The 7,235-nt window shown below is 61.6% G+C and carries 6 protein-coding genes and 2 pseudogenes; 4 read left to right on the top strand and 4 right to left on the bottom strand.

Going from position 1 to position 7,235, the window contains the following annotated elements; translation table 11 throughout:
* Nucleotides 1–104, bottom strand: a pseudogene (locus tag ACVWXC_RS10880) (IS607 family transposase); the annotation flags it as partial.
* 90 nt (nucleotides 105–194) lie between these two features.
* Entirely contained in the window at nucleotides 195–683 is a 489-nt protein-coding gene (locus ACVWXC_RS10875; protein WP_099884079.1) for a Tic20 family protein, read from the bottom strand.
* A gap of 249 nt (nucleotides 684–932) precedes the next feature.
* On the opposite strand from ACVWXC_RS10875, the gene ACVWXC_RS10870 reads away from it, so the two are divergent.
* Nucleotides 933–1,388 (top strand): hypothetical protein, encoded by a 456-nt coding sequence (locus ACVWXC_RS10870; RefSeq protein ID WP_240530479.1) that lies wholly within the window; start codon nucleotides 933–935, stop codon nucleotides 1,386–1,388.
* Here the strand turns inward: ACVWXC_RS10870 and ACVWXC_RS10865 are convergent.
* A pseudogene (locus tag ACVWXC_RS10865) lies at nucleotides 1,356–2,561 on the bottom strand (RNA-guided endonuclease InsQ/TnpB family protein). The gene ACVWXC_RS10870 and the pseudogene ACVWXC_RS10865 overlap by 33 nt on opposite strands.
* A 234-nt stretch (nucleotides 2,562–2,795) precedes the next feature.
* Here ACVWXC_RS10865 and hemH point away from each other — a divergent pair.
* Nucleotides 2,796–3,821: a ferrochelatase gene (gene hemH, locus ACVWXC_RS10860; protein ID WP_011429913.1), complete on the top strand. Its 1,026-nt coding sequence runs from the start codon at nucleotides 2,796–2,798 to the stop codon at nucleotides 3,819–3,821.
* A gap of 169 nt (nucleotides 3,822–3,990) precedes the next feature.
* Complete coding sequence (locus tag ACVWXC_RS10855; protein ID WP_457392696.1) at nucleotides 3,991–5,328, top strand: CCA tRNA nucleotidyltransferase; 1,338 nt, start codon at nucleotides 3,991–3,993, stop codon at nucleotides 5,326–5,328.
* On the opposite strand, the gene ACVWXC_RS10850 is transcribed toward ACVWXC_RS10855, so the two are convergent.
* Complete coding sequence (locus ACVWXC_RS10850; RefSeq protein ID WP_049749731.1) at nucleotides 5,325–6,056, bottom strand: response regulator; 732 nt, start codon at nucleotides 6,054–6,056, stop codon at nucleotides 5,325–5,327. The genes ACVWXC_RS10855 and ACVWXC_RS10850 overlap by 4 nt on opposite strands.
* A 275-nt stretch (nucleotides 6,057–6,331) precedes the next feature.
* Between ACVWXC_RS10850 and ACVWXC_RS10845 the strand changes: the two genes are divergently transcribed.
* On the top strand, nucleotides 6,332–7,234 hold the full coding sequence (locus tag ACVWXC_RS10845; RefSeq protein WP_011429910.1) for a 4-hydroxybenzoate solanesyltransferase: 903 nt from the start codon (nucleotides 6,332–6,334) through the stop codon (nucleotides 7,232–7,234).
* The last annotated feature ends 1 nt before the right edge of the window (nucleotide 7,235 follow it).

The raw sequence follows: 7,235 nt of genomic DNA, 5'->3' as shown, positions 1-7,235 counted from the left end.
GTACGTACTGCATGGATCCAGCCCTTCTGTTCCCATCGCCTCAAGGTGTGGAGACACACCCCAAAATAATCCGCCGCTTCTCTCGGTTTTACATACCTAGCCATACCAAGCAGCCATACTGAACATACTGGGCATTATTTTCAGTATAGTCCAGCATATCATTGACTAGAGTCATGCTCCCTCTTTGCCAGGAATTAATAGCGAATCCAGGCATAGGCGGCATCGGAGAGCACCGGCACCTCGGCATAGTGGCCGCGAACGTTCTGCACCCAAGCGTAGACGGTGATGGCGATCACGCCCAGAAGTGCGGTGGTGGCCAAAATGCTGACAAGTGCTGCCAGGCCGAGGTTGCCAAAGAGCATAGCAAACACCTGCATCAACACTTGCACCAAGAACAGGGCAATGTTGAGCAACAGCGCCTGCATGGTGTTGAAGCGAACAAAGTGGGCGACACGGCTGTTGCGGACTAAAAATAGCAGGGCGAGAAATATCCCCACCCCCAACCAGCCTGTGGCCAGGGGCAGCAAGCGCAGCAGTGGACTAAAAATGGGGATCAAACCTGGCAGAGATTGAAACAAACCCGAGGGCACAAAGCCGAAGGGCAGGGCCCATACCAAAGGCAGAAGGTAGGGAAGGGATCCCCACAGCCGATTGATGGGAGTGATGTCGCCGCGCCAGGTCATGTCTCGAGCCCCTCAGTTCAGTGCAGTAGTGCTGGAGTCTGCTTGTTGGTGCGCTTTCAGAATTTCTTTAAACGGCACCTAAGCTTTGCGCTTATTGTAGTCGATGAAGTTGGCCGGCTCAACGCGCCTAGCCCCAAGCTGGCCTCCGCTTTCGAGTGAGGGGGAAACTGTTCAAGATGAGCATCTTGCAGGATTGGGGTTGATATAATCGACGGCAACTCCCACCCACAGTGATTTTTGGCCTCCGCCATGAAGATTTCGCCATCTCTCGCTGCCCGCCTCTTGGGAGCTGTTCTCTGGCAAGCTTGGTCTGTGCTTGTCGGCTTTTTCAACGACCGCCTGTTGCCGGAGCGCTGCCACGTTCGGCCCGAAGCTCTGCCGGAGTGGATGGCTCAGGTGTGGGCCGGCTATCTGCGCTATCGCAAAGCCTCTCGTCCGGGAGCGATTCAGTTTCGCGGCTTGACGGTGGATCCCGGCCAAGAGGGATCCTCAGCTCACCTTGTTGGGGCTGGCCCGCTCCGCTACCGTGGCTGCCCTCTGGAGACAGTTGCCCGGGATGCCGTCCAACCCTTTGGCAAAACCCCTTTTGTGCCCCCCTACCAGCGGCTGCTCAATACGCTGCGCTTGAAGTTGAGCCTGGCCGATGTCGATAGCTATTCGGTCACGCCGGCCCTACAGCGGGTTTACCGCGGCCAAGAGTTGTAAACTACCCGGCTCCGACTGCCCCCCGTATACGGGGGGCAGGGGGATGTAGGGTGGCCGGTTTACAGCAGCCCCCAATAATGCAATGACATAGGCGCTACGCTTCGCTGACGCTAATGCTGCGTTGTAGTCTGCATCCCCTTCCCAACTGCAAGCCGGGTTGACACAACGGAAGCGTTTCCCTTCCCGTTGCCCGATCCACAGGCACTGGTGGCAAATCTGCGAGGTATAGGCAGGCGGCACCACCACAACCGTGACCCCGGCCCGCAGCGCCTTGTAGTGCACAAACTGCCTCAGCTGGTAGAACGCCCAACTATTCGACCGCCGACGCTCCGTTTTGCTCCGTGGCGGTTGGTTGACACGCTCTCCGATTCCAGTTAGGTCTTCCAAGGCAATCGTGCTATTGGTCGCCTTTGCCCTGGAAACAATAGCCTTGCAGATGCAGGGATTGACCCAGGTTTGCAAGCGTCTCTCCTGACCAGACAGCTGTTGCAAGAGTTGGCGGCATCTACGCCGACTAGACCTTGTGCCCTGACTGGCTTTGCATGGGAGCACCGCTCGCAACCAGGATCAACGGCTGTCCATTCCAGGGATCTCCCTCTGAGGTATGGGCAATATCTCTCCTCCCCAAGTCCACCCCAATCGCCTTAGCCGCGGTTTGCAGCTCCGGCGGTTGCGTTTCCACACAAATCGTAGTAAGAACCCTCTTTGCGTTTGACAAGGTGGCCGATTGGGGATTGGTGCCGGCCAGCATCCCTCGTTGATAGTTGCCGATGGACAGCTCCAACCGTTCCCGCCCCTCAACGGTGGTGAGCGATACTGTCCAGTCTTTCGCTCGGAAGGAGAAGATGCGGGCAGCGTAGGTCACGAAGCCCGCCTTGAAGGCTTTGACCGGACGGTTTTTTCTGGCTGGCAGTCTTGCGGGCAGATACCACCCGTCTGCATACCTGTTGTGCCAGGTTGCTGGATAGGCCAAAGCGGGCACGGATGTCGCGGTAACCCAGAGATTGGAGCTTAAGGGCGTTGAGGATCTTCTCCGGCGTGTTTTGGTTGACCCAGTTCAAGGCCTGCACAAAGGCGTCCAGCGTCGCATCTAACTTGGCGGCTTGCGACTCCGATAGGACTCCGTCCCGCTAGCGCGAACAGTTCGCAGGAAATAGTCAAGACTTGGGTCATGCTGTCACTATACATCAACAGACCGCATTCCTCCCGACGCTCGGCTGCGCCAGAGCGCGGGGCTCCTGCGGTTTCTAGCTGACACCGGGCGGAGCAGTAGGGGAGGAGGGGGGATCCCTGGCTAAGGATGGGGGCCGAGAGAAAGCTGAGAAAGGTTGCAAGAAAACTTAATGCCCCTTCCCCGCTGGGGGGCAAGACCTCCTACAGTGGATAAGGAAGGTCATTGGGTTTGTCATGTCCAAAAGCGGCGTGCTCCTGCTGAACTTGGGGGGGCCAGAGACCCAGGCTGATGTGCAGCCCTTTCTCTACAACCTCTTTGCCGATCCCGAGCTGATCCGCCTGCCCTTTCCCTTTTTGCAGAGGGCTTTTGCCTGGGCCATCTCCACGCTGCGGGCGCCCAAATCCCGGCGCAACTACGCGGCCATCGGGGGGGGATCCCCTTTGCGGCGCATCACCGCCGCCCAGGCACAAGCGTTGCAGGCTCAACTGGTGGCGGCGGGCTACGACGTGCCGGTGTATGTGGCCATGCGCTATTGGCACCCGCTGATCGAGTCGGTGGTGCAGCAGATCAAGTCGGATGGGATCACCCGCCTGGTGGTGCTGCCGCTCTACCCGCAGTACTCCATCAGCACCACCGGCTCCAGCTTCAAACTCCTGGATCGCCTCTGGGCCGAAGACCCGGAGCTGGCCCGCATCGAGCGCCGCCAGATCTGCTCTTGGTACGACCAGCCCCAGTATGTCCAGGCCATGGCTAGGGCCATCCGGGAGCAGTTGGATGCCTTCGAGGATCCGGCAGGGGTGCATGTGCTCTTTAGCGCCCACGGCATTCCCGAAAGCTATGTCACCCAGGCCGGGGATCCCTACCAGCAGGAGATGGAGGCCTGCGTCCAGCTCATCTGGCGGGAAGTTGGGCGCCCCAATCGCCACACCCTCTCCTATCAGAGCCGGGTGGGCTCGGTGCGCTGGCTGCAGCCCTATACCGAGACGGTGATCCCAGAGCTGGGAGCGTGCGGGGTCAGGCAACTGCTGGTGGTGCCGATTAGCTTTGTGTCGGAGCACATCGAAACCCTGCAGGAGATCGACATCGAGTATCGGGAGCTGGCCCACCAGGCTGGGATCCGCGAGTTTCGCCGCGTGCCCGCGTTGAATGCCGACCCGCTGTTTATTGCCGGGCTGGTGGCGCTGGTGCGGCCCCATCTGCTCACTTCAGCACCTGCTTTTGTACCGGCGGCGGTGGGCGGCTCGCTGCTGGAGCGATAGCTAAAAGGGATCCAGGCCGCGAGCGGGCCTGGGCAAGCGAGGGTCAAATCCCCAAAAGCAATCGCTTGTTTTTGCGCAGCGGTCAGGTGAGGGTACGGCCTGTCTGGTTGCTTGCGCTCTGGGGATCCTAGCCCTTTAGATCATCGAAGTCTCCCCCCTGTGCACATCGATGAGCGAAGCCCTGCTGAGCAAGTGGCTGCTGACCTATTTCCGCCAACGGCTGCCCTTTCCCAAAGAGTGGCTGCCCCAGGGGAGCTACTGGGTGGGGGGATCCCTGCGGGATGCCTATCTGGCTTGGCTGCGGGGCCAGGCTGGAGACTCCAAGGGGCCGGTGGATCTGGATTTAATGTGTCCGGCGGATCCCGTGGGGTGGGCGGCGGGGGTGGCGCGGCGGCTGAAGGCCGGCTTTGTGGTGCTGGATGCGGAGCGACAGATTGCCCGCATCGTGCTGGGCCAAGGAGGGGCTTCCACCCCCACAGCGGCGACGGTGGACGCGGCCCTGCAGGTGGGCCCCACCCCGGCGGCGGATCTGCGGCAGCGGGACTTCACCTGCAATGCCCTGGCTCTGGAACTGCAGGAGGGGCACCTGTTGGATCCCACGGGGGGGCGGGCAGACATTGAGCAGAGGTGTCTGCGCATGGTTCACCCCGACAACCTCAGTGCCGATCCGGTGCGGCTGTTGCGGGCCTATCGCCAGGCAGCTCAACTGGGGTTTGCGCTGGATCCGGCCACGGCAGAGGCGATTCGTCAGCGGGCCCCCCTTTTGGCCAGGGTGGCGGCAGAGCGGGTGCGGGCCGAGGTGGTGACCTTGTTGGAGACGGGGATCCCCGGCTTGGCCCACCTGCAGGCAGCGGTGGCGGCAGGTCTGCTAGCGGCTTGGCTGCCCCGCCTAGCGCCCCAGAGCCCCGGCTTTGCCCAGGCCCAAGCGGTGTGGCAATGGGCCGAGATCTGGCAGCTTCAGTATCCCCGCACTCTGGCGGAGCTGGCCCAGCCTTTGGCGGATCGGCGCGGCGGCCTGTTGGCAACGGTGTTGGCAGCCCTGCTGTGGGATCCGGCGGGCACCCCTGCCGAGACGGTGGAAGCCGAGCTGGAACGGCTGCGCTTTAGCCGGGCCGAGATGCGGGCCATCCAGAAGCTGCACCAGCTTCTACCCCTGTTGCAAACGCTTCTGACCCATTCCCCCACTCCCGGACAACAGTGGCGGCTCTATCACCAGGCGGGATCCCTCTTCGGCGGCCTGGCCCTGCTGGCAGCAGCCACCGGCAGCAGCCCCCAAGAGATAGAATCCTGGCTCCGGCGCTACGAAGATCCCCAGGATCCCCTGGCCCATTTGGTGCCCCTGCTGGATGGGAACGACCTGCTGCACAGCTTGGGTGCTAAACCCGGACCCTGGGTGGGCCAGTTGCTGCAGGCTCTACAGGAGGCGCAGGCCGCGGGGCAGATCCAAACCCGCGCCGAAGCCCTCTCTTTTGCCCGCCGCTGGCGTGAGAGGAGTTCCCAACCCTAGCCAAAGCGATAGCCGAAGCCGCGCACCGTCACCAAATACTCTGGGTTGCTGGGATCCAGCTCCAACTTTTCCCGCAGCCAGCGGATGTGGACGTCCACCGTTTTGCTGTCGCCCATGAAGTCGGATCCCCAGATGCGCTCCAAGAGCTGTTCCCGCGTCCAGACGCGGCGAGGGTTGGACATAAACAGCTCCAGCAGGCGGAACTCCTTAGGCGAGAAACTCACCTCCACTCCCCGCACCAAGACGCGACACTCTTGGGTAAACATGCAAATATCCCCGTAGCGGAGCACCGTGGCCTCGCTGGCATGGGACTGCTGCCGACGGCGCAACACGGAGCGACAGCGGGCGATCAGCTCCCGCATGCCGAAGGGCTTGGTCAGGTAGTCGTCGGCTCCCAGCTCCAGGCCCACCACCCGGTCGGTCTCGCTGCTTTTGGCCGTCAGCATCAGGATGGGGATGGTGTTGCCCTCCCGGCGCAACAGCCGGCACAGATCCAAGCCGTTCAAGCCGGGCAGCATCAAATCCAAGATCATCAAATCCAGCCGTTCGGCCGTGTGAACCAGCTCCAGCGCTTGTCGACCATCGGCGGCCTGCAAAACTTGGTATCCCTGTTCTTCGAGAGCAACGGCAACGGTTTCTCGGATTGCATCCTCATCGTCCACCACCAGCAGAGTCTCCAGAAGGGGAGGAGCTTCCTTGACTTGAACTTCGGGAAGTTGACTGGTCATGGAAAGGGTTGCTTGCATGGCAGACTCCGTCTCGCTTGCGCGAACGGCCTCACAGGGGAAAAGCAGCAAAGTTCATCACCCTCAACAGCAGCCCCCCGCTAGGATATCAAACTTCTCAGGCTGGCCAATAGTGGGAAAAGAGGAGCCAAATGCTGGCCAAAAAGTAGAGACGGCGAGGGGGACGACAAGGGTTCCAGGGCGGGCCAGTTTAGGATGATTTAAGATCGGTGCGGAGCTCCATTCCTCTCGGCAACTGGCCCTCTTTCGACCTGGCTATGTCTGCCTCTCCTTCTGCACTCTGGGCCACTGGCGGAGCGATTTTACGGCTGTTGCGCTGGCATAAGCCGGCAGGGCGGCTGATCCTGATGATCCCGGCTTTGTGGGGGGCTTTTCTGGCCGGACGGGGAACGCCGCCTTGGCCGCTGGTGGGGATCCTGATTTTGGGCAGCTTGGCCACCAGCGGGGCGGGCTGTGTGATCAACGACCTCTGGGATCGGGATTTGGATCCCTTGGTGGAGCGCACCCGCAACCGCCCCTTGGCCAGCCGCGAACTGACCGTTGCCGTCGGCATCGTGATGGCGCTGCTGACCTTGGCCTGTGCGGCGGGGCTGGCGCTTTTTCTCAACCCGGTCAGCTTTGCCCTCTGCGTGGCGGCAGTGCCGGTGATCCTGCTCTATCCGGGGGCTAAGCGGGTGTTTCCCGTGCCCCAACTGGTGCTAGCCCTGGCCTGGGGATTTGCCGTGCTCATCAGTTGGACAGCGGTGAGCGGCCAAGATCCCCACACACCCCTGTGGGAGGAGGGGCTGGGCTGGCTGTGGCTGGCCACGGTGTTGTGGACGTTGGGGTTCGATACGGTCTATGCTCTATCGGATCGAGAGGACGACGAACGGGCCGGGATCCACTCCAGCGCCCGCTTTTTTGGGAGACAAACCCCAACGGCGGTGGGGCTGTTTTTCTTGGGCGCCGCCCTTGCCCTCTTGGGGGTGGGGATCAGCCTGCAGTTGCACGCGGTCTATTTCCTTAGCCTGGCAGTTGCCGCCGCTCTCTGGGGCCGGCAAACCTGGCAGCTTCACCAGGTCAATCCCCCTCCCACTCTCTACATGGCCATCTTCGGCCAAAACGTCCTCCAGGGCTTCATTCTCTTGGCAGGGATGATCGCCGGATCCCTGCTGGCCTGAG

The organism is Thermostichus sp. OS-CIW-20 (assembly GCF_054061455.1).
This window is presented reverse-complemented; position numbering and strand designations above follow the sequence as displayed.